Origin of the sequence: Blastococcus carthaginiensis (genome assembly GCF_030731085.1) — a bacterium.
Classification (GTDB): Bacteria; Actinomycetota; Actinomycetes; order Mycobacteriales; family Geodermatophilaceae; genus Blastococcus; species Blastococcus carthaginiensis.
Genome location: NZ_JASNFN010000001.1, coordinates 101,157 through 121,561, shown reverse-complemented (window position 1 = coordinate 121,561; position 20,405 = coordinate 101,157). Strand labels below are relative to the sequence as shown.

At 73.7% G+C, this 20,405-nt stretch carries 20 protein-coding genes; 5 read left to right on the top strand and 15 right to left on the bottom strand.

The window, feature by feature from the left end; genetic code table 11:
- Nucleotides 1-3: 3 nt before the first annotated feature.
- From gdhA to QOZ88_RS00520, 7 genes are all read right to left on the bottom strand, one after another.
- Nucleotides 4-1,353 (bottom strand): NADP-specific glutamate dehydrogenase, encoded by a 1,350-nt coding sequence (gene gdhA / locus QOZ88_RS00550; RefSeq protein ID WP_305997892.1) that lies wholly within the window; start codon nucleotides 1,351-1,353, stop codon nucleotides 4-6.
- 102 nt (nucleotides 1,354-1,455) lie between these two features.
- Complete coding sequence (locus tag QOZ88_RS00545) at nucleotides 1,456-2,484, bottom strand: C40 family peptidase (protein ID WP_305997891.1); 1,029 nt, start codon at nucleotides 2,482-2,484, stop codon at nucleotides 1,456-1,458.
- 566 nt (nucleotides 2,485-3,050) lie between these two features.
- Nucleotides 3,051-3,353 (bottom strand): hypothetical protein, encoded by a 303-nt coding sequence (locus QOZ88_RS00540; RefSeq protein WP_091930258.1) that lies wholly within the window; start codon nucleotides 3,351-3,353, stop codon nucleotides 3,051-3,053.
- A 233-nt stretch (nucleotides 3,354-3,586) separates the two neighbouring features.
- Nucleotides 3,587-4,978: a metallopeptidase TldD-related protein gene (locus QOZ88_RS00535; protein ID WP_305997890.1), complete on the bottom strand. Its 1,392-nt coding sequence runs from the start codon at nucleotides 4,976-4,978 to the stop codon at nucleotides 3,587-3,589.
- A complete protein-coding gene (locus QOZ88_RS00530; protein ID WP_305997889.1) occupies nucleotides 4,975-6,489 on the bottom strand; it encodes a TldD/PmbA family protein in 1,515 nt (504 codons plus the stop codon). The genes QOZ88_RS00535 and QOZ88_RS00530 overlap by 4 nt, the downstream gene beginning before the upstream one ends.
- 127 nt (nucleotides 6,490-6,616) lie before the next feature.
- The gene (locus QOZ88_RS00525) at nucleotides 6,617-7,018 is read right to left on the bottom strand and encodes a GNAT family N-acetyltransferase (RefSeq protein ID WP_305997888.1); all 402 of its coding nucleotides are present in this window, start codon (nucleotides 7,016-7,018) and stop codon (nucleotides 6,617-6,619) included.
- 134 nt (nucleotides 7,019-7,152) lie between these two features.
- A complete protein-coding gene (locus tag QOZ88_RS00520) occupies nucleotides 7,153-7,416 on the bottom strand; it encodes a type II toxin-antitoxin system TacA family antitoxin (RefSeq protein WP_305997887.1) in 264 nt (87 codons plus the stop codon).
- A gap of 157 nt (nucleotides 7,417-7,573) precedes the next feature.
- On the opposite strand from QOZ88_RS00520, the gene QOZ88_RS00515 reads away from it, so the two are divergent.
- On the top strand, nucleotides 7,574-8,377 hold the full coding sequence (locus tag QOZ88_RS00515) for an MBL fold metallo-hydrolase (protein ID WP_305997886.1): 804 nt from the start codon (nucleotides 7,574-7,576) through the stop codon (nucleotides 8,375-8,377).
- On the opposite strand, the gene QOZ88_RS00510 is transcribed toward QOZ88_RS00515, so the two are convergent.
- Together QOZ88_RS00510 and QOZ88_RS00505 are read right to left on the bottom strand one after the other, a co-directional pair.
- Entirely contained in the window at nucleotides 8,361-9,443 is a 1,083-nt protein-coding gene (locus tag QOZ88_RS00510; protein ID WP_305997885.1) for a flavin-containing monooxygenase, read from the bottom strand. The two genes, QOZ88_RS00515 and QOZ88_RS00510, sit on opposite strands and share 17 nt — an antisense overlap.
- Nucleotides 9,444-9,478: 35 nt before the next feature.
- The gene (locus QOZ88_RS00505; protein ID WP_305997884.1) at nucleotides 9,479-10,777 is read right to left on the bottom strand and encodes an amidohydrolase family protein; all 1,299 of its coding nucleotides are present in this window, start codon (nucleotides 10,775-10,777) and stop codon (nucleotides 9,479-9,481) included.
- Nucleotides 10,778-10,849: 72 nt separating this feature from the next.
- On the opposite strand from QOZ88_RS00505, the gene QOZ88_RS00500 reads away from it, so the two are divergent.
- Genes QOZ88_RS00500 through QOZ88_RS00490 form a run of 3 tightly spaced genes read left to right on the top strand, consistent with a single transcriptional unit; the run spans nucleotide 10,850 to nucleotide 12,815 of the window.
- Complete coding sequence (locus tag QOZ88_RS00500; protein WP_305997883.1) at nucleotides 10,850-11,527, top strand: DedA family protein; 678 nt, start codon at nucleotides 10,850-10,852, stop codon at nucleotides 11,525-11,527.
- Entirely contained in the window at nucleotides 11,524-12,195 is a 672-nt protein-coding gene (locus QOZ88_RS00495) for an HAD family hydrolase (protein WP_305997882.1), read from the top strand. The genes QOZ88_RS00500 and QOZ88_RS00495 overlap by 4 nt, the downstream gene beginning before the upstream one ends.
- A complete protein-coding gene (locus QOZ88_RS00490) occupies nucleotides 12,192-12,815 on the top strand; it encodes an alpha/beta hydrolase family protein (RefSeq protein ID WP_305997881.1) in 624 nt (207 codons plus the stop codon). The genes QOZ88_RS00495 and QOZ88_RS00490 overlap by 4 nt, the downstream gene beginning before the upstream one ends.
- A 9-nt stretch (nucleotides 12,816-12,824) precedes the next feature.
- On the opposite strand, the gene QOZ88_RS00485 is transcribed toward QOZ88_RS00490, so the two are convergent.
- The 6 genes from QOZ88_RS00485 to QOZ88_RS00460 all read right to left on the bottom strand — a co-directional run bounded on the left by QOZ88_RS00485 (nucleotide 12,825) and on the right by QOZ88_RS00460 (nucleotide 19,802).
- On the bottom strand, nucleotides 12,825-14,480 hold the full coding sequence (locus QOZ88_RS00485) for an HNH endonuclease signature motif containing protein (protein WP_305997880.1): 1,656 nt from the start codon (nucleotides 14,478-14,480) through the stop codon (nucleotides 12,825-12,827).
- 508 nt (nucleotides 14,481-14,988) lie between these two features.
- A complete protein-coding gene (locus QOZ88_RS00480; protein WP_305997879.1) occupies nucleotides 14,989-16,071 on the bottom strand; it encodes an SRPBCC family protein in 1,083 nt (360 codons plus the stop codon).
- 325 nt (nucleotides 16,072-16,396) lie between these two features.
- Nucleotides 16,397-17,194, bottom strand: a complete 798-nt coding sequence (locus QOZ88_RS00475) for an alpha/beta fold hydrolase (RefSeq protein ID WP_305997878.1) — start codon at nucleotides 17,192-17,194, stop codon at nucleotides 16,397-16,399.
- Nucleotides 17,195-17,372: 178 nt separating this feature from the next.
- Nucleotides 17,373-18,233, bottom strand: a complete 861-nt coding sequence (locus QOZ88_RS00470) for an SDR family oxidoreductase (protein ID WP_305997877.1) — start codon at nucleotides 18,231-18,233, stop codon at nucleotides 17,373-17,375.
- Between the two features lie 107 nt (nucleotides 18,234-18,340).
- Nucleotides 18,341-18,922, bottom strand: coding sequence for a VOC family protein (locus QOZ88_RS00465; protein WP_305997876.1), 582 nt, complete (start codon nucleotides 18,920-18,922; stop codon nucleotides 18,341-18,343).
- Nucleotides 18,923-19,121: 199 nt separating this feature from the next.
- A complete protein-coding gene (locus tag QOZ88_RS00460; RefSeq protein ID WP_305997875.1) occupies nucleotides 19,122-19,802 on the bottom strand; it encodes a TetR/AcrR family transcriptional regulator in 681 nt (226 codons plus the stop codon).
- 184 nt (nucleotides 19,803-19,986) lie between these two features.
- Between QOZ88_RS00460 and QOZ88_RS00455 the strand changes: the two genes are divergently transcribed.
- Nucleotides 19,987-20,394 (top strand): RidA family protein, encoded by a 408-nt coding sequence (locus QOZ88_RS00455; RefSeq protein WP_305997874.1) that lies wholly within the window; start codon nucleotides 19,987-19,989, stop codon nucleotides 20,392-20,394.
- Nucleotides 20,395-20,405: the final 11 nt, after the last annotated feature.

Genomic DNA, 20,405 nt, shown 5'->3' with positions numbered 1-20,405 from the left:
GCCTCAGATGAGGCCGTGCGCGTGCACCGCCTCGGCCACCTGCAGGAAGCCCGCCACGTTCGCCCCCAGGACGAGGTCCCCCGGTGAGCCGTACTCCTCGGCGGTCTCGTGGCACCGGGCGTGGATGTCCCGCATGATCTCGGCCAGCCGGGCCTCGCTGTGCTCGAACGTCCAGCGGTCGCGGGAGGCGTTCTGCTGCATCTCCAGCGCCGAGGTCGCCACGCCGCCGGCGTTGGCCGCCTTGCCGGGGGCGAAGCCGATCCCGGTGTCGCGGAAGACCTTCACCGCGGCCGGCGTGGCAGGCATGTTGGCACCCTCGACGACGTAGCGGCAGCCGTTGCGGGCGAGGACGGCCGCGGCGTCGCCGTCCAGCTCGTTCTGCGTGGCGCTGGGGATCGCGACGTCGCAGGGGACGTCCCAGACGCTGCCGCCGGCGACGAAGGTGGCGGAGTCGCGCCGCTGCGCGTAGGTGTCCACCCGCCCGCGCTCGACCTCCTTGACCTGCTTGAGCAGGTCGAGGTCGATCCCCTTCTCGTCGACGACGTAGCCGCTGGAGTCGGAGCAGGCCACCGCCGTCCCGCCGAGCTGGTGCACCTTCTCGATGCCGTAGACGGCGACGTTGCCCGAGCCGCTGATGACGACCCGCTTGCCCTCGAAGGTCTCCCCGCGCACGGCCATCATCGCCTCGGCGAAGAACGCAGCGCCGTAGCCGGTGGCCTCGGTGCGCACGAGGGCACCGCCCCAGCCCAGGCCCTTGCCGGTCAGGACGCCGGACTCGTAGCGGTTGGTGATCCGCTTGTACTGCCCGAACAGGTAGCCGATCTCCCGGGCGCCGACGCCGATGTCCCCGGCCGGGACGTCGGTGTACTCGCCCAGGTGGCGGTACAGCTCGGTCATGAACGACTGGCAGAAGCGCATCACCTCGGCGTCGGACCGCCCCTTGGGGTCGAAGTCCGAGCCGCCCTTGCCGCCGCCGATCGGCATGCCGGTGAGCGCGTTCTTGAAGATCTGCTCGAAGCCGAGGAACTTGACGATGCCCAGGTTCACCGAGGGGTGGAACCGCAGGCCGCCCTTGTAGGGCCCCAGCGCGGAGTTGAACTCCACCCGGAATCCGCGGTTGATCCAGACCTCGCCGCGGTCGTCCTGCCACGGCACACGGAAGATGATCTGCCGCTCCGGCTCGCAGATCCGCTCCACCGTCTTCATCTCGGTGTACTCGCGGTGCCGGTCCAGGACGACGGCCAGCGACTCCAGCACCTCTCGGACCGCCTGGTGGAACTCCGTCTCGCCGGGGTTGCGGCGCAGGACCTCCTCGTAGATGCCCTGGACCTTGGCGGGAACCTCGCCGCTCATGCCGACCTCCTCCGACCGTGCGTCACCGACGGGGAGCAACGTACGGGGCGGCGGAGTGGCGGCTCCGGGGGGTGTGCCTGAGACAGCCCTGCGGCCGGGCGGTCAGGCGGTGGGACGGACGCCGAAGCGGAACCCACCCTGGTCGACGGTGGTCACCGACAGCGGCGTCCCGTACGTGCGGGCGTGCACGATCATCCCGTTGCCGATGTAGAGCGCGACGTGGCTGATCGGCGAGTAGTAGAAGACCAGGTCGCCGGGCTGGAGCTCCCCGCGGGAGAGCTGCGGGCCGATCTTCGACTGGCCGCTGCTGGTGCGCGGCAGGGTGATGCCGGCGGCGGCGTACGCGTAGGAGGTCAGCCCCGAGCAGTCGAAGGCGTCGGGGCCGGTGGCGCCGCGCCGGTAGGGGGCGCCCACCTGGGACAGCGCCACCTGGATCGCGGTCGCCGCCGCGCTGCCCGGCGCGACCGGCAGCTCGGCGACCGTCGGCGCCGCCAGCTTCGGCCCGGCGACCATGGTGGAGACCCGGTCCTGCTCGGCCGCGGAGAGCCGGGCGTAGTCCGACTGGTACTCGGCGGCCCGCCGCTCCACCTCGGCCTGCTGGGCCTGCAGCTCGGCGAGGCCCGCCTGGGCGGTGGCGGCGGCCTGGTCGGCGACCGCCTGCGCCTCGTCGGCGGCCGCGCGGGCGGCGGCCACGGTGGTGATGACCGAGTTGGTGTGCGTGGCGATCATGTCCAGCGTCGTCATCTGCTGGACGAGCTCGTCCGCGGAGTCGCTGGTGAGGAAGACGGCGACCCGGGACTGCGCCTGGCCGGTGAAGCTGCTCTGCACGATGGCCCGGATCTGCGGCTCGTGGACGGCGAGCGCCTCCCGGGCCGCGCGGGCCTGGTCTGCGGCGGCCGCGGCGGCCTGCTGGTGCGAGGCGACGATCTCCTCGGCCTCGTGCACCTGCGCCTCGATGGCGGTCAGCTGCTGGGCGGCCTCCGCCATCAGCTCCGCCGCCTCGGCCACCGAGCCGGGGTCGGCGGAGGCCGCGGTCGGGGGGAGAACCGCCGTCGCCGCCGCCACCACCGCGGCGCCGACCGCGAGGACGGCACGCGAGCGGCGTCGGGTGGTCGTGCGCTGCGCGTGCACCCTGGCCTCCGATCACCTGCGCCGGGCCCGGGGAAGGGGCCGCAACCATGCGCGTCAGCACGGAACGTAGGGATTCGGTATCGACAAGTAGTGGGGGGCGCGCGGGTGGGCGGTCGCGGGTTCACCCCGTCCGTCACACGCGTCCCGGGAGCGCGCCGCCGTCCCGACGGGAGGATCAGCGCCGGCGGGGCCCGGCCGCGGCGCCGTCGGGCAGCCGGTCGGGCGATCACGCATCGGATGATGGGCGCCGACGCACACTTCCAAGGACCAGCAGCGGGCGCCAGCGCACATCGTCGGCCGGTGACGGCACGGGATCGCCCACGCGCGGGGAGCAGACGCCGCGCAGGCCGCTGGCGGCCCAGATGCCGCGCGCGGCGCCGCCGCGAGCGCGCGAAGGGCGGGGGCAGGGGGTCCTTCTACCCGTCGAGTGGCATCGCGACGACGCTGGCGAGCCGGCCAGGACGCCCCGCAGCGCAGCGCCGTCCCACACGGACCGGCAGGTGACGTGGTGGAACGGCCCGCTCGCCGGGCCCCGGCCCGAGCGGAGCGGGCCGGGGTGAGGGGCCTCAACCGGCGAGGGGCTCCTGCACCTCGAGGCCGGCGAGCGCCTGGAAGTCGCGCAGGATGCTGGAGAGCTCCTCGGAGGTCCACGGCTCGCAGCAGTCGCAGCCGCCCTCGCGGAAGCTGACCAGGCCGATGGAGCCTCCTGCCTGGTCCTCGGCGATGGCGAGGTGACCGGCGGACGGATGGCGGTGGCAGGTGCACCCGGCGGCGCAGAGGCCCAGGCCCCAGCCGGAGATGACGACGGTGTGCCCGTCGTCGCGGACCTTGCCCACCTGGAAGACGGACGGCTTGCGACTCCTGGTCACGGAGTCCTCCCCTCGACAGCCCCGTGGGAAGCGGGGCTCGCGTGCGGTACCCGGTTCTCGGGCCAGCAGATGTTTCGGCAGAACCCGCGGCTGGGTAAAGCGCTCCATCGGCTCTGGTACCGCAACCGAGCGTAGTGCGACGGATACAGGTCGTCGCCGTCAGTTTCCGCCAGGGTGCGGGAGATCGACTTGGCGGAACTGTGACGGAACGGCCCCGACCCGCCGGGGAGGCCTCAGCTCGCGGGGCTGACGCTGCTCATGTTGAAGTCCGGCACCCGCACGGTCGGCATCGCCGTGCGGGTGAACCAGTCGTTCCACTCCCGCGGGAGGGTGCGCTCGGTGACCCCGGCCTGCACCGCCCGGCCGAGCAGGTCGACCGGGGACTCGTTGAACCGGAAGTTGTTCACCGCGCCGGTCACCTCGCCGCCCTCCACCAGGAAGACCCCGTCCCGGGTCAGACCGGTGAGCAGCAGCGTCTGCGGATCGACCTCGCGGATGTACCAGAGCGTGGTGAGCAGGAGGCCCCGGTCGGTCGCGGCCACCATCTCGGCCTGCGACGCGGTGGCGGCCGGGTCCTCGAGGATGAGGTTGTCCACGGCGGCCGTGGTCGGCGCCGTGGTCTTCAGCGCCCACGCCCGCGGCCGGACCAGGTTGGCGAGGACCCCGCCGGAGATCCAGTCCACCGCCGGCGTCGCCATGCCGTTGTCGAAGACCGAGGCCGCGCCCGACGACGCGCCCACCACCTGGAACGGTGCCGCCTCCAGGCCCGGGGCGTGCGGGTCGCTGCGCAGCGTCAGCGGGAGGGTCGCCAGCCGGTCCCCCGTGCGGTTGCCCCCGCCGGTGCGGGCGAAGACGTTGCGGCCCTCGTCGGCGTCGCGCGCCTCCATCGTCCAGTAGAGGTAGATCATCAGGTCGGCGACGGCCGACGGCGTCAGCAGCGTCTCGTAGCGCCCGGCCGGCAGGTCCACCCGCCGCTGGGACCAGGCCAGCTTCCGCCGGACGTCGGCGGCGAGGTCGGCGACCGAGACGTCGCCGAAGTCGCGGGTGCCCGTGCCCGCCCAGACCGACCGGCCGAAATCCGGTGTCTTGCCGTTGAGCTCCACGCGCCCGGACGGCTGGTCGTGCCGCAGCCGCAGGCCCGTGGAGCTGCCCAGGTAGGTGGTGCGCATCGAGTGCTCGGCGAAGCCGAACAGCAGCTCACCGCGGTCGCGGGCCTCCCCGAAGGCCTGGCCCAGCGCCGGCGCGAACTCCGCGAACACCTCGATGGAGGTCTCCGCGGGGTCGGCGTCCCAGTCCCCGGCCCCGGGCGGGGCGTCGGCGATCAGCGGCATCGCGTCCTCGGCGGGCCCGGCGTCGCGGGCTGCCTGCTCGCTGGCCGCCACCAGTGCGGCGACGTCGGGCGCGCCGGAGCGGCTCACGGTGCCCGCGGCCATCCCGGCGCCGCCGTCGACGAAGGAGATCACGACGACCGAGCGCGACCGCATCGCCCCGTTCGTGGTCAGGCTGTTGGCGGCCCACCGCAGGTTCGCCTCGGCGCCCTCGACGACGAACGCGACCTGCCCGTCGGCGGTCGAGGCGGCCAGCGCCTGCTCGACGATCTCCTGCGGGCGCTGGAACCGGCTCATCGCCCGGCCTCCTCGACGGTGTTGAGGATGGTCACGCCCTCGAACAGGGCGGTGGGGCAGCCGTGGCTGACCGCCGCGGTCTGGCCGGGTTGCGCCTTGCCGCAGTTGAACGCCCCGCCCAGGACGTAGGTCTGCGGGCCGCCGACCACGCGCATGGAGCCCCAGAAGTCCGTCGTCGTCGCCTGGTAGGCGACGTCGCGGACCTGCCCGGCGAGCCGGCCGCCCTCGATCCGGTAGAAGCGCTGGCCGGTGAACTGGAAGTTGTAGCGCTGCATGTCGATCGACCAGCTCTTGTCGCCGACGACGTAGATGCCGCGCTCGACCCCGCCGATGATCTCCTGCGTGGAGGGCCCGTCCGGGCTGGGGCGCAGCGACACGTTGGCCATGCGCTGCACCGGGACGTGGCCGGGCGAGTCGGCGTAGGCGCAGCCGTTGGAGCGCTCCATGCCCTGCAGCCGGGCCATGTTCCGGTCCACCTGGTAGCCCACCAGCACGCCGTCGCGGACGATGTCCCACTGCTGGCCGGCGACGCCCTCGTCGTCCCAGCCGACGGTGGCCAGGCCGTGCAGCGCGGTGCGGTCACCGGTCACGTCCATGATCGGCGAGCCGTACCGCAGCGAGCCCAGCTTGTCGGGCGTGGCGAACGACGTCCCCGCGTAGGCCGCCTCGTAGCCCAGCGCCCGGTCCAGCTCGGTGGCGTGCCCGATCGACTCGTGGATGGTCAGCCACAGGTTCGAGGGGTCGACGACGAGGTCGTACCGGCCGGCCTGCACGGAGGGCGCCTTGGTCTTCTCGCGCAGCAGCTCGGGGATCTCCGCGAGCTCGGCGGGCCAGTCCCAGCCGGTGCCGGTGAGGTACTCCCAGCCGCGGCCGGCCGGCGGGGCGAGGGTGCGCATGCTCTCGAAGGAGCCGGTGACCCGGTCCACGGCGAGCGCGGTCAGGTCCGGGTTGACCCGCACCCGCTGCTGCCGGGTGCGGGTGCCGGAGGTGTCGGCGTAGTACTTCTGCTCCTTGACCAGCATGCAGGTGGCCTGCACGTGCTCGACGCCGTCCCCGGCCAGCAGCTGCTCGGACAGCTCGGTGAGCAGCGCCGTCTTCTCGGCGTCCGGCACGGTGAACGGGTCGACGTCGTAGGCGGAGACGTACTCGGCTTCGGGGTGCACCGGCTCCGGCGCCAGCTCCACGCGGTCGGAGTTGAGGGCCGCCGCCACCCGGGCCACGGCCACGGCCTCCTCGGCGAGCCGGACGGCCTCGGCCGCCGTGAGGACGACGCCGGCGGCGAACCCCCAGGTGCCCTCGAACACCACGCGGACGGCCAGCCCGAGGTCCTCGCCGTCGGTGAACGCCTCGGGCCGGGCGTCGCGCAGGCTGATCGTCTGGGTGCGGATGCGCTCGACCCGCAGGTCGGCGTGCGAGCAGCCCAGGTCGACCGCGCGGGTCAGCGCGGCGTCGGTCAGCGCGGACAGCGGGAGCGCGAGGAAGGTCTCGTCGATCGTGCGGGTTCCTGGCACGCCGCCTGTCTACCAGCCCAGGACAGCCGTTCCGGCGGACCAGTACGCCACGCCGTGATCTGCTGACATTCGCGGCTTCCGAGCGCATTCAGGCAAGGGAAGCGCCCCGCGCCCTTTGCCTGAGCGGCTACTGCCTGGCCGCGTTCATTCCCAGTGCTTCGGCCACCCGACCCACATGGATGACGAGGCGCGAGGGTCGATCCGGCACCGGCTGGAACCCGTAGTGCTGGTAGAACCCTTCCGCCGCCTTGTCGACCGCATCAACGACGATGACCCTGAAAGCAGGCCCCGAGCGACTGGCGACGACGAGACGCTCCAGAGCATCCCGCAGGAGTTGCCCGCCGAGACCTTCGCCGTGCAGTTCGCCAGCGAGGGCAAGCTTGCCGATCAGCGCAGCGGGGATTGGGTCCCGTCGCCCGCTTCGCAGCTTGCTGGGCAGGCTGCCTCGCGTGACGGTGTGAGCCACGAGAGAGTAGTACCCGACCGCCTGGTCGCTGCCGTCTGGCGTCCAGACGAACGTCGAGGACATCCCTCTCGCAGCCTCATTGGCGGCTGACTCACGAAGCCATCTATCGAGGCTCTCGTCACCACCGCAGCAGAAGCCTTCGACCTGATGGTTGTCGGGATCGAACCGTTGTGACTCGTACCCAGTCCCCGGCGCACTCACCGTCGCCGGTAAGGCCGCTGACGCTCCGTCAGCGCAGCGAGCGCTTCGGGCGCCGGCTCGTTGATCGCCGCGAAGAACTCGTCGAAGAACTCCTCCGGCAACGCCGTGGATCGCAGATCTGCAAGGACCTCATCAGCGCGTGCGCTTGCAGCGTCGAGCACGAACTTCGACAGCGAGACCTTGCTGAGCTCGGCTGCGACACGGAGCTGCTCCTTGACCTCTGGCTCCGTGCGCATGTTGATGACCTCTGCGGCTGCCACCGTTGACCTCCCTAGTCAGTGTGGACACTGTACACACGCTTAGCGTCCCATCGGCAATCCAGATTCCCAGCTGAACCCCTTTGCGGGAGACGTTCCAACCTGCCGCCCACCAGCGCGCCCACGGGTGAGCGGGGAAGCCCGGGGTAAGCGCCTCCGCATGGAACCGGCGGCGGACGACGTGACCATGACCTTCGGCGGCACCGCGACGATGCTGCTGCGCATCGGGGGCTTCACGCTGCTCACCGACCCGAACTTCCTGCACCGCGGCCAGCGCGCACACCTGGGCTACGGGCTGCGCAGCAAACGGCTGACCGATCCGGCGCTGCTGCCGGCCCAGCTGCCCGAGCTCGACGGCATCCTGCTCTCGCACATGCACGGCGACCACTGGGACCGGATCGCCACCCGCGAGCTGCCGAAGGAGACGCCCGTCGTCACCACGCCGGAGGCCTCGAAGTGCCTGGCCGACCGCGGCTTCACCGGTACCGCCGACCTGCGCCCGTGGCAGACGCACACCTTCACCCGCGACGCCGAGGAGCTGCGGGTGACGTCGGTGCCGGGCGTCCACGGCCCGGGTCCCCTGGCCCGGGTGCTGCCGCAGGTGATGGGCAGCGTGCTGGAGCTGGTGCGCGACGGCGAGGTGAGCTGGCGGGGCTACATCAGCGGCGACACCCTCTACCGGCCGTTCCTGGGCGAGGTGCTGGAGCGCTGCGGGCCGCTGGACGTCGTCATCCCGCACCTGGGCGGCACCAAGGTGCTGGGCCTGACGGTCACCATGGACGGCCGGCAGGGTGCGGACCTGGTAGAGCTGTTGAAGCCGCCGGTCACCGTGCCGGTGCACTACGACGACTACAGCCTGTTCAAGAGCCCGCTGGGGGACTTCGTGACCGAGGTCGCCCGCCGCGAGCTGCCGGGTGAACTGCGCCCCGCCCACCGGGGCGAGACGATCAGCCTGCGCGCCTGACGCGCAGCTCCGCCGCGATGCGGCGCGCCGTGCGCCGGGCGTCCCGGTCGACGCCGTCGATCAGCGAGCTGTTCACCCGCGTCTGCCACGGCAGGCCCATCCAGTGCAGGCCCGCCACCGGCGAGGCCCCGCGCGCGTGGCGGGGTGACCCGTCCTCCGCCAGCGCACCCGGGACGTCGACCCACCCGGTGTCGGGGGCGAAACCGGTGCACCACAGCACCGTCCGCGGCCGGAGCTCCGTGCCGTCGGCCAGGCGTACCCGCGGCCCGTCCGCGGCGACCACCGGCGAGGCGATCAGCCGCACGGCCCCCTCCCGCACCGCTCGCCGGAGCCGGCGGCCCAGCACCGCCTCGGGGCGCGCGCGCAGGAACCGGCCCACCGGCGTCGACGCCCCCGCGTTCAGCACGCCGCCGAGCAGCAGCCACCAGTAGATGCTCACGCCGAGCACGCGCTCGGGCAGGAAGCGCGGCTCCGTCGGTGCGGCCACGGTGACCTCGTGCCGCCCGGCCAGCTCCAGCGCCAGCTGGGCGGCCGAGTTGCCGCCGCCCACCACCAGGACCGGCCCTTCCGGCAGCTCACCGGGCCGCCGGTAGGACGACGAGTGCACCTGGTGCACCGAGCCGTCCAGGTCCTCGGCGGCGGCCGGCACCAGCGGCCGGCGGTAGGCCCCCGTCGCGACCACCACGTGGCGCGCGCGGACGACGCCGTCCGGGGTGCGCACCGCGAACGCCCCGCCGTCGCGCCCGAGCCGCACCACCGGCGCCGACGTGCGCACCGGCAGCCCGGACCGGCGGGTGTAGGCCGCCAGGTAGTCCGCCATCTCGAGCCGGGACGGCGTCCGCGTCGGTCCGGGCGGGAAGGGCATGCCCGGCAGCGAGCTGAACCGGCGCGGGGTGAACAACCGGAGGCTCTCCCAGCGGTCCCGCCACACCTGGCCGATCGCGCCGGCGGCCTCCACCACCAGCACGTCGGTCACGCCGACGCGGAGCAGGTGGTGGGCCGTGCCCAGCCCGGCCTGCCCGGCCCCGACCACGAGGACGTCGACCGCCGTCGGCTGCTCGCTCATCGAGCCCATCGTCCCCGGCCCCGAGGCCGGCCGAGTCAGCCCGCGGCGAGCCGCGCGGCCCGCTCGGCGACGTCGGCGCGCAGGGCCGCGGCGTCGACCGTGGTCGAGGCGCCCTCGCGGACGACGGCGCGGCCGCCCACCCAGACGTCGCGCACGTGCCGCCCGGCGCCGGACCAGACCAGGTGGGCCAGCACGTCCGCGGGGTCGCCGACCGGCTCGAAGACCAGGTCGCGGGTGTCGACGTGCACCAGGTCGGCCCGCCGCCCGGCGACGAGGTGGCCGAGGTCGGTGCGCCCCAGCGCCTCGGCCGCGCCGCCGGTGGCCAGCCAGAACGCCTCCGCCGCGGTCAGCGCGGTCGCCGAGCGCTCGCGCAGCCGCGCCAGGCCCGCGGCCAGCCGCAGGTCGGCGAGGAGGTCGAGCGAGTCGTTGGACGCCGGCCCGTCGGTGCCCAGGCCGACCCGGACACCGCGGTCGAGCATCGGCCGCAGCGGCGCCACCCCGCTGGCCAGCTTGGCGTTGCTCGCCGGGCAGTGCGCGACCGCCACGTCGAACTCCTGCCACAGCTCGAGGTCCCCGTCGTCCAGGTGCACGCAGTGCGCGGCCAGCACGCGCCCGCCGAGGACGTCGTAGGAGGCGAGCAGCGCCGGCACCGACAGCCCGTGCGCCGCCAGCAGGTCGGCGCCCTCGGTCGCGGTCTCGGCGACGTGCAGGTGCAGCAGCAGGTCGTGCTCGCGGGCGGCGCGGGCCGCGTCGGCGAGCACCGGGAGCGGCACGGTGTAGGCCGCGTGCGGGCCGATGCCGTACTCGACCGTGCCGTCGGCGGGCGCACCGGCGGCCAGGGCGACGGCGGCGTCGAGCTGCTCGGCCATCGGCGGCATGCCCGGCAGGGGCAGCAGCGGGGTGGCGATCACCGCGCGCGCGCCGGTGGTGGTGACGGCGGCGGCGATCCGCTCGGGGTGGAAGTACATCTCGACGCTGGTGGTGATGCCGTTGCCGAGCATCTCCGCCGACGCCGCGGTCATGGCGACCTCGACGTCCTCGGGCGTGAGGCGGGCCTCGCGCGGCCACATGACCTCCTGCAGCCAGCGGTCCAGCGGCAGCCCCTCCCCCTGGCCGCGGAACAGCACCATCGGGGCGTGCGAGTGGGCGTTGACCAGGCCGGGGGTGAGGACGCCGGGCAGCGCGACGACCTCGGCGTCCCCCTGCGGGGGCGCCTCCGCGGCCGGGCCCACCCAGGCGATCGCGCCGTCGACGACGTCGAGGACGCCGTCGGGGACGACCGTCCCGGCGCGGTCGCCGACGACGAGGGCCCGGGCGGTGAAGCGCTGCCGCATGGTTCCCGAACCTAGCTCCGCCCCGGCCCGGGGGCGCGGCGGCGGGCTGGGGGCGCCGATACCGTGGAGCCCATGTCCTTCCTCGCCGCCGCATCCTCCGACGAGGGGGGCATCACCGGTTTCCTGCTCGACCTGGTCGAGACGCTCGGCCCCGTCGGGGTCGGGCTGTCGATCCTGCTCGAGACCGTCATCCCGCCGATCCCCAGCGAGGCGGTTCTCGGGCTCGCCGGCGTGCTGATCAACGACGGCCGGATGTCGATCGTCCCGGTCATCGTCTTCGCCACCCTCGGCTCGCTGCTGGGGGCGATCTTCTTCTACTACGTCGGGATGGCCCTCGGCCCTCGCCGGTCGCACGCCTTCCTCGACCGGCTGCCCCTGGTGGAGACCGAGGACGTCGACAAGACCTTCGCCTGGTTCGAGCGGCACGGCCGCGCCGCGGTGTTCTTCGGCCGGATGGTGCCGATCGTGCGGAGCTTCATCTCGGTGCCGGCCGGGGTCGTGCGGATGCCGTTCTGGCAGTTCCTGCTGTTCACCGCCGCCGGCAGCCTGATCTGGAACACCGTCCTGATCACCCTGGGCGTCGTGGCCGGTGACTTCATCCAGGACAACCTGCGCTACCTGGACTACGCCCTCGTCGTCGCCGTCGTGCTGGGCGTGGGGTGGTTCGTCTACAAGAAGGCCACCGGCAAGCTGCGCCGGCCGCCGGACGCGGGCAAGCACCTGGACGAGGACTGGGACCCGACGTCGTGACCCGGCGCCGCCCCGAGGTGGTGGCGTTCGACGTCGACGAGACGCTGCTGGACCTCGCGCCCGTCCGCGCCACCCTGGTGGAGCTCGGCGAGCCGGCGCCGCTGCTGGGCACGGTCTTCGCCCGCACGCTGCTCACCGGCTTCGCGGCGGCCGCCGTCGGCTCGTGGTGCCGCTTCCGGGACGCCTTCGACGCCGCGCTCGCCCAGGAGACCGGGTTCTCGGCCGACCAGCGCGCGAGCGTGGCCGACGCCTTCGGCGAGCTGTCGCCCCACCCCGACGTGGAGCCGGCGCTGCGCCGGCTGACCGAGGCCGGGGTCCGGGTGGTCACCCTGTCGCACGGCTCCCCCGGCGTGGCCGAGGCGGGCCTGGAGCGGGGCGGGATCACGCCGCTGGTGGAGCGCAGCATGACCAGCGAGACGATCCGCGCCTGGAAGCCCTCGCGCGAGGTCTACCTGTGGGCGGCCGGCCTCTGCGACGTGGCCCCGGAGCGGATGGCGCTGGTCGCGTCGCACGGCTGGGACGTGCTGGGCGCGGGGCGGGCGGGCCTCACCGGCGCGTGGTTCCCGCGCCGCGAGCGGGTGTTCCCGGCGGTGTACGGCGAGCCCGACGTGGCCGGGGCCGACCTCGCCGGCGCGGTCGACGCCCTGCTGGCCCTCCCGCCCCGGTGACCGCGCTCGACATCGAGACGCCGCACGGCCCGGCCCGCGCCCACCTCACCGACGGCGGGTCCCGCGGGACGCTGCTGCTCGGGCACGGGGCCGGTGGCGGGGTGGAGTCCGCGGACCTGCTGGCGGTGGCCCGGGACGCCGCTGAGGGCGGGTGGCGCGTGCTGCGGGTCGAGCAGCCCTGGCGGGTGGCGGGGAAGAGGATCGCCCCCGCGCCGGCCCGCCTGGACGAGGGCTGGCGGGCGGTCGTGGCGCACCTGTCGGGCACCGGCCACCTGACCGGGGCGCTCGTCGTCGGCGGGCGCAGCGCCGGTGCGCGGGTCGCCTGCCGCACCGCCGCGCAGGTGGGGGCGGACGGCGTGCTGACGCTGGCGTTCCCGCTGCACCCGCCCGGCCGGCCCGAGAAGAGCCGCGCCGCGGAGCTCACGTCCGTCACCGTGCCGGTCGTGGTCGTGCAGGGGGAGACGGACGCATTCGGTGCACCGGCCGCGGTGGCCGCGGTGCTGGCCGGGCGGGCGCACGCCTCCGTGTACGCCGTGCCCGGTGACCACTCGCTGAAGAAGAACCCCGACCTCGTCGGGGCGGCCGCCGCCTCCTGGCTGGCCGAGGTGCTCCCCGGCTGACCGGAGCGGTCAGAACGGTGGTGGGTCGTCGTCCAGGTCGAGCTGCCGGTCCGGGTTCGAGTCCGGGTCCGGGTCCGGTGGTGGTTGCGGTGGTGCGGTGAGGACGCGGAAGCCGGGTGGTCGGCTGGTGCGGGTGACGCCGGTGGGGGTGATGACGGTGAGCACGCCGTCGGGGTCGAGGGTGTGGGTCCAGCCGGGGGCGAAGGTCCTGAGCCGGTGATGGCGGCGGCACCGGCAGCAGAGGTTCTCGCAGGCGGTCGCCCCACCGGCGGCGTGGGCGATGACGTGGTCCAGGTCGGCCCAGCCGGCGGGCACGGTGCAGCCGGGGTGGCGGCAGGTGCGGTCGCGCAGGCGGAGGAACTGCTGCTGGCCGGCCGAGGGTCGGTAGCCATCCACCGGGTCGGGGCGGCCCAGCAGCGGGCAGCCGCACGATGAGTCCGGACGGTCGGGGTGGTCGGGGTCGGTGGGGTGGTCGGGGTCGGTGGGGTGGTCGGGGCAGCCGGTGCGGGCCAGCCGGGCCAGCTCCGCCCGGCCGGTGACCGCCTGCAGCGCGCCGGTGGCGTCGGTGATCGCGATCTGCAGGCTGCCCGCCGGTGGTGCCTGCAGGTTGCAGGCGCCCAGTTGGGCGAGCAGTTCGCGCAGGTGGGCGGCGGTGATCGGCTCCCCGTCGTCCTCCCCGACCGGCTCGGCAACCCCCGGCCGGGTGCCGGGTGAGGTGCCGGGTGGGGTGAAGGCGGCCGGGGTCGGCGCGCCGGCGGCGAGGAACCCCGCGGGGGTGAGGGCGGTCAGCGGGGCCACCACGGTCAGCTGCGCGGTCACCGCCGGGCGCTCCTGCCAGGGCCGCAGCAGCAGATCGGCGATCGCGCCGGCGCGCAACATGCCGATCGGCCGCTCGTCGCCGGCCTCCTTCGCCGCCCGGGCATGCCGATCCACGGCGTCGCGGCAGGCGCGGGCCTCGGGATGGGGCAGCAGGGCGCGCAGCTCACTCATCCCGTCCCCGACCGGGCGCACCGTCACATCCGCCCCACGCTGCCGGGTCTCCCGCCGCCGCTCGGCGGCCTCGGCGTCGCGGGCCAGCAGCTCCGCGCGCACCGCTTCGCGCAGCTTGCCCACCCCCAGGCCGGTCGCGCCGGGCAGCACCGCGGCCTCCACCCCGGCGATCACTCCCGGGTCGGTGTCGGACCCGGCGGCGGCGACCTCGGCGGCGATCGCCCGGGCCCGCGGCCAGTCCAGCAACCCCAGCCGCAGCGCCGCGAAGGTGCCCGGCAGCCGGGTGGCGAGCACATCGGCGTGCTCCAGCAGGGTCACCGCCGCCGTCCGGCTGCAGTTGTGCACCATGGCCAACTCGTCGGGCACGAACTCACTCGCCCCCGCCGGGCCGCGGTCCCCGGCCCGCTCACCCCCAGGTGGCGGATCGGAAGGCGCCGGCCGGGCGGCCGCGAGGTCCATCACCAGCTCCACCCGCAACGCGGCCAGCTTCGCCTCCGCGACCACGATCTGGCCGAGCAGGTCGGCGGCCTCCACCGCCCCGCGCCGCGCGGGCAGCCACGCGGACAACGGCTCGTCCCACCGCTGCGGATCGGGATCGGCCAGCTCCCACGGCGAGGGGAACGGGCCGACCGGTGACACCGTCACCCCGACCGCGAACCCGCCCACCACCGACATGACCGCAGGCTAGGCGGGGGGTGTGACAGTTTCTGCAGATCAGGGCGGGACGAGCACGTCAGATCAACATCCCGCTTCTAGTGGCTCGTGAACAGTTCCCGCGGGTCGGCGCCGCAGGCACCGCAGTGACCTTCCGTCCCCAGCGGCGCACCGCAGTTCGGGCACTTGAACCGAGGCGGGCCTTCGGGCGGCACCGTCGGTGGTGGCGATGCCGGCCAACCCCACCGGCTGCGGCGGCGCCACGTCACGGGTTTCGGCCGGGGCACGAGAGTCAGGGTCCCACGGCGGGCGTACCGGCGAAGCTGTCCTGCGCCCCCCACCCGCTCCGTCACCCCAGGTGACGCGCTCACGGCCCGAGCTCCCGCGGACGTCCAACCCGGTGCGGACATGACTCCAGCGCGTCACCCCTAGCGGCACTGCTCAGGGCGCGAAGAAGCGCGCGAGACCAGCGACCAGGCGCCGGCCCAGAGGATGGACCCGGCACCGTGACGGATCGGTCCTGCACGCCTCAGCGCCGGCGGCGGCGCCTGACCACGAGTGCGACGACCAGCACCAGCGCGGCGACCCCCGCGGCGGGCGCGGCGTAGCGGGTCAGCGCCGCCCCGCCGGCCACCTCGAGCAGGTCGATCGGCTCGGGCTCGGACTGCGCGGGACGCGGCCGCTCCGCCGGGCCGCTGCCGGGCACGCTGCGCAGCGGAGCGCCGGTGGAGGGCCGTCCGGGCGGGGCGGTGTTGCCGCTGGGCGGCGAGCTCGGCGCCTTGCCGGCGGGGGCGGTGTCGGCGGCCTTCTCGGCGGTGACCTTGGCCGCGGTCTCCTTGGCCGGGGTCTCCGTGGTCGCCGTCTCCTTGCCGGAGGCGGCCTTCGCCGGGGCCGCCTTCTTCGCCGGGGTGGCCTTGGCGGGCGCTGCCTTCGCGGGCGCCGCCTTCTTCGCCGGGGATGCGTCGGCCGGCTCGCTCACCTTGTCGGTGGCCGAGGCGGCGGCCTTCTTCGTCGCCGCCGCCGCCTTCTTGGCCGCGGTGCCCTCACCGGCGGCCTGCTCCGCCGAGGCGGCGACCTCCTCGACGACGCCGGTGGCCGTCGCCGCCGCCTTCGCCGCGGGACCGGCGTCCGCCGAGGCGGCCGCCCGGTCCGCGTCGCCCTGCGCGTCGCCCTCGCCAAGCTGGGCCGCGAGCTTGTCGGCGAACTGCCCGAGCAGCTTGTTGCCGACGTCGGTCATCACGCCGCGCCCGAACTGCGCCGGCCGGCCGGTGATGTTCAGGTCGGTGAGGACGTCGACCCGCGTCACCGACCCCTCGGCGCGGAGCTTCGCGGTGACCGTCGCCGCCGCCGTCCCGTTGCCCCGCTGGTCCTTGCCCCGGGCGTCGATGACCGCCCGGTGCGCCGCCTCGTCCTTCTCGATGAACGACGCCTTGCCCTGGTAGGTCAGGTTGATCGGCCCGAGCTTGACCTTCACCCGACCGGTGAAGTCGTCGCCGTCGACGGAATCCAGCGCAGCGCCGGGCATGCACGGGGCGATCCGCTCGATGTCGAGGAGCACCCGCCATGCCTCGTCGATCGGTACGGGCACGGTGAACGAGTTCTCCAGCTGCACGGGACCTCCTGGAGGGACGCTCGGCCGGCCCACCCCGGAGGGGCGGGCCGTCCGGGAACGGACGATTGCGGACCCTGCGGCCCCGTTCACGACACCGCCCACACGTGCGGGCGCGGGGCGATCCCGGGTCCCTCTGGACGCTACAGCCCGCAGGCCGCCGACGTCGCCTGCTCAGCCGCCCGTCCTCGTCCCGGCCCTGGACGCCCGGCTGCGGAGATCACGCGCACGGGCTTGAGCGGTCGCTGGGAACCCGGGGCGCCGCGTTGCCCGCCCCGGCTCGCCCGGCCTCTCCCGAGCCGGTGCGGCATGACCGGCGGCGCGGACGTCACCGCCGCTCGTTGTCGCCCTCGAGAAACGCCATGACTCGTGGGATCACGACGTCGGGCGACTCGAGAATGACGCTGTGACCGGTGGTGGGAAGGCTCCAGAGCTCCGCGTCCGGTACTCCGGCGACCAGCTCGGCGGACCAGGCCGGCGGGCGCGCCGCGTCCTCGCCGCCGCTGACGACGAGCGTCCTTGCCCTGATCGACGGAAGGAGGTCCACGGCGCTGGGCCGCTCGACGACGCCGCGGATGGGCGCTGCCAGACCTTTCGACAGCCCCGCGAAGTGGGCTCGCCAGTGGTCGACGACATGAGCACGCGCCGGATCGTTGCGGCAGGTCTCCCCGAACATGATGTGCGTCGTCGTGTCGAGCAGGTCGTCGACGAATCCCTTGCGAGCCACCTCGTCGGCGATGGGCCGGAACGCCTCCAGGTGCTCGGCCGGCTCTTCCCGCGCCGACGAGCCGAGCAGCACCATGCGCTCGACCTGCTCGGGCCGGCGTGCGGCGACGCGGACAGCGACGTCGCCGCCCATCGACTGGGCGACGATGTGCACGGTGCCGAGGTGCATCCGGTCGACGAGCTCGACGATGTCGTCGGCGCACTGGTCCATCGTCACGATGCCGGTGACGTCGGGGTTGCGCCCCTGTCCCCTGAAGTCCGGCCGGACGACCCGGAAACGCCCGGCAGCCGCAGCGGCCAGCTCGTCGAACATGGTGTGGTCGATGAACAGCGAGTGCAGGCAGAGCATCACCGGCAGCTCGGCCTCGCCGCTGTCGGCCACGAACAGCTCGGCGCTCACTGCTGCCGCCCCGGGGCGCCGGCGACGCGGGCCTCGCGACGCGGCGACCGGACGGCGCACGCCGGCGCCTGCACGGTGCGGACGGGTGACTGGTTCATCGGATTCCCTTCGGGGCCGCAGGACGTGGATCCGACGGGATTCGGATCCGGATTCGGCGTGCAAGCACTCCCGCCGACGGTCACGACCGGCCGGTCCCCGCGAGGTAGGAGCGCTCGTCGATCCACATCGGGTCGTCCGGCGCCTTGCCGGCGAGCCAGTAGCTGTCGATGTCGGCGTCGGTCCAGCCCCTCTCCCGCAGCAGCACCTCGTCGATGAGCTGACGGCCCGTGAGGTCGCCGGGGTCGCTCCGCAGGATCTCCATCAGCGCGTCGCACATGATGGACGGGTGCCGCCACTGGTCCGGGCGGCCCATCTTGTCCGCGGACCAGTTCAACGTCGCGTAGGACTCGATGGGGGTGGCCGGCCACAGGCTGTTGGCGGCGACGTTGTCAGCGGCGTGCTCTGCGGCGACGCCGATGGCCAGCCGCGTCATGCCCATCTTCATGCAGTAGTACATCGCGTGACCCGGTGTCGCGACCGTGCTGATGGGCGGGGAGTTCATGACGATGTGCCCCCAGCCGCCGGCGATCATGTGCGGCAGCGCGTGGTAAGTCGCGAGGTACGAGGCGCGCAGGTTGACCTCGAACATCAACGCGACCCGGCTCGGTGGCGTGTCGAAGACGCGCTCCCACCAGAGGGCGCCGGCGTTGTTCAGCAGGATGTCGAGGCGCCCGAAGCGCTGCACGGTGCGCTCGACCATCTCCTCGACGCTCTGTTCGTCACGGACGTCGACACGCAGTGCGAGCGCCTGTCCGCCGAGATCCTCGACCTCCCGTGCCACGGAGTGGATCGTGCCGGGCAGGCGCGGCGAGTCCGTGTCGCTCTTGCCGGTGATGACGACGTGAGCGCCTTCCTTCGCCAACCGGAGCGCGAACTCGCGCCCTATTCCGCGGCTGGAGCCGGTGATGATCGCGACTCGCCCCTGCAACGGCTGGCTCATGCGCGCTCCTCCTAGTTCAGCCGCCTACCGGCCTCTAGCAAAGCAGAGTAAGCGAATCCGAATCCGGATTCAATACTTGGCGGCGGCAACCCGCACCCCGCTGACTGTCACCCCTGACAGACCAGCTCGCGACCGTCCCACTCCGCCGCGCGGGCCCGCATGTGGGCGTAGAACTCCCGCGTGGCGGGGGTGAGCTCGATGTACTCCTCGAGCACGCCGAGCGGTGGCCCGCCTCCGACGATGGCGACCCGGGCGCCCCTCGGGGTGACGGACGTGCACAGCAGCTCGCGGCCCTCGGAGCCGAGACGGCTCAGCGTCGCGTCGAAGTCCTCCGTCGCGAAGCCGAGGTGGTGGATCCCCAGGCCGCTCCGGTCGACCCCCTCACGGAAGACTGACACCGATCCCGGCCGAGGCCGCACCAGCTCGTACATGACGTCCCCGCCATACGCGAGGGCGATCTCGGCATCGAGCGGAGTCGGTCGCCCCCGGTACACCGTCGGGTCGGCCCGACCGGCCGGCGTCGTCGCGAGGAACCAGGGACCTGCCCCGAAGGTGGCGGAGAAGCGCCTCAGCGACGCGTCGAGGTCTGACACGACGAAGCAGATCTGGATCAGTTGCGCAGCGGGTCGCCCCGCCGGCAGTAGGTCGGCCCGTGCCCGATCGGCGGTGCCGCGGGGAATCGCGTCCACGATGCCTCCTCGTCTGCCGACGGCGGAGCGACGCCGGCGCGCTACCACGGCCCGGCACGGGCCCGACGTGGCCACGACGGGCCGTCGCAGCGGACGCGACCGACCGACCGTAGGCTGATCCGAAACCGGATTCAAGTACAGTTCCGACGGCGGCGGCTCGATCCCGCCGCGGGTGCCGAGAAGCGGGGGGCGAGGAACGCTAGGACCGGCTTCCTCCGGGGGGCGACCCCGGAGCGCCCTGCGGGATCCGCAGCGCATTCGCCCAGATCCGGGTGAGCGTGTCGGCCAGCTCCTCGAGCTCCCAGTTCTCGCCCAGCACCCAGTTGGTGTAGGCCATCCGCGACACCATGCCGGACAGCGCCCCGGCCGCGAGCAGAGGGTTCAGCGACGGGTCGGCGAGCCCTCTCGCCTGCAGCTCCCTGACGACCCGCGCATTGCGGCGCATGAAGGTGTCCGAGCGACGCTTGCGCAACTCCCGGAAGTCGTCGTCGATGGTGGCGACCTGCTCGAGCAGGCGCATGAGCTTTGCGTTGCGCTGGTACGCCACCAGGTATGCCCGATTGCTCGCCTCGATGACCGCCAGCGGGTCGTTCGACGAGGACATGCCATCGAGGTGCGGGTGGAGCATCTCCTCCTGCACCTCGTCGAGGACGGCTCGGAAGATCTCGTCCTTGCTGTCGAAGTAGGAGTAGAACGACCCCGCGGCCGAATCCGCCTCCTTGGTGATGTCGGCGATCCGGGAGTCCAGGTAGCCGTCGCGCTCGAACACCTGGCGCGCGGCCGCCACCAGACGAGCCCGCGTCCTCGCCCCGCGGGCGGTCTTCGGCAGCTGGCGCTCCGACGCCGCGCCGGCGCTGCCGGACGTGTCGGCGCTCGCCATCTAAGCCTTCCTGGTCGTGACGTCGGGACCGACGATAGCTGTTGCGACAGGCGGCCCCCGCGCGGCACCAGGGCGGAAGTGGAACGCCCGACCGCCGGACACCGGGCCCGCTACTCTGAATCTGTATTCATGTTCACGGTTCCCGCGCACAACTCCGGGGATCAGCCGCCGAAGGGAAAGCCGCATGCCGCTCGATCTGGTCAACCCGCACGGACTGCCGGTGGTGGACAGCCATCGACAGGTCTCCGTCGCCACCGGCTCCAGGCTCGTCTTCGTCGCCGGGCAGGTGGCGTGGGACGCGAGCGGCCACCTGGTCGGGGAAGGAGACCTGGCTACGCAGGTGGAGCAGTGCTACCTCAATGTGGCCACCGCGCTGGCCGGCGTCGGGGCATCGTTCGCCGACGTCGCGAAGCTCACCGTGTACATCGTCGACTACGCGCCGGAGAAGATGGGTGCCATCGTCGAGGGCGTCGCGCGGGCGTCCGCCGCGCTCGGCCTCACTCCCACCCCGCCGCTCACGGGTATCGGCGTGCCTGCGCTGGCCGCGCCCGGAGCACTGGTGGAGGTCGAGGCCACAGCGGTGATCGGCTGATCTTCAGCCCG

Coding starts and splice junctions, on each gene's coding strand:
- QOZ88_RS00505 (WP_305997884.1), bottom strand. CDS start 10,777: ATGCGGCAGCGCTTCACCGCCCGGGCCCTCGTCGTCGGCGACCGCGCC.
- QOZ88_RS00455 (WP_305997874.1), top strand. CDS start 19,987: ATGCCGCTCGATCTGGTCAACCCGCACGGACTGCCGGTGGTGGACAGC.
- QOZ88_RS00500 (WP_305997883.1), top strand. CDS start 10,850: ATGTCCTTCCTCGCCGCCGCATCCTCCGACGAGGGGGGCATCACCGGT.
- QOZ88_RS00460 (WP_305997875.1), bottom strand. CDS start 19,802: ATGGCGAGCGCCGACACGTCCGGCAGCGCCGGCGCGGCGTCGGAGCGC.
- QOZ88_RS00535 (WP_305997890.1), bottom strand. CDS start 4,978: ATGAGCCGGTTCCAGCGCCCGCAGGAGATCGTCGAGCAGGCGCTGGCC.
- QOZ88_RS00485 (WP_305997880.1), bottom strand. CDS start 14,480: ATGTCGGTGGTGGGCGGGTTCGCGGTCGGGGTGACGGTGTCACCGGTC.
- QOZ88_RS00525 (WP_305997888.1), bottom strand. CDS start 7,018: ATGTCCTCGACGTTCGTCTGGACGCCAGACGGCAGCGACCAGGCGGTC.
- QOZ88_RS00470 (WP_305997877.1), bottom strand. CDS start 18,233: ATGAGCCAGCCGTTGCAGGGGCGAGTCGCGATCATCACCGGCTCCAGC.
- QOZ88_RS00510 (WP_305997885.1), bottom strand. CDS start 9,443: ATGAGCGAGCAGCCGACGGCGGTCGACGTCCTCGTGGTCGGGGCCGGG.
- gdhA (WP_305997892.1), bottom strand. CDS start 1,353: ATGAGCGGCGAGGTTCCCGCCAAGGTCCAGGGCATCTACGAGGAGGTC.
- QOZ88_RS00515 (WP_305997886.1), top strand. CDS start 7,574: ATGGAACCGGCGGCGGACGACGTGACCATGACCTTCGGCGGCACCGCG.